General features: G+C 53.2%; 1 pseudogene. It reads right to left on the bottom strand.

Features of this window, described 5'->3' with window-relative positions:
- Positions 1 to 263, bottom strand: a pseudogene (actP, locus tag KJQ96_RS39245) (cation acetate symporter); the annotation flags it as partial.

The raw sequence follows: 263 nt of genomic DNA, 5'->3' as shown, positions 1-263 counted from the left end.
ACTACTGCGGTAATCAGCCCCAGCCAGCCACCCATCATCGCGCCACGCGTGGTCAGTTTCGACCAGTACATAGAAAGCAGAATGATCGGGAAGTTACAGCTCGCCGCGATGGCAAACGCCAGCCCCACCATAAAGGCGATGTTATGATTCTCAAACAGCACGCCGAGGATAATCGCAATCACGCCGAGGATCAGTACGGTGATTTTTGATACCCGCAGCTCTTCACGTTCGGTCGCGCCTTTTTTGAAGACGTTAGCGTACAA

The organism is Bradyrhizobium sp. sGM-13, assembly GCF_018398875.1.
Lineage (GTDB): Bacteria > Pseudomonadota > Alphaproteobacteria > Rhizobiales > Xanthobacteraceae > Bradyrhizobium.
Note: the sequence above shows the minus strand (reverse complement) of the source record. Positions and strands in the feature narration are given on the sequence as shown.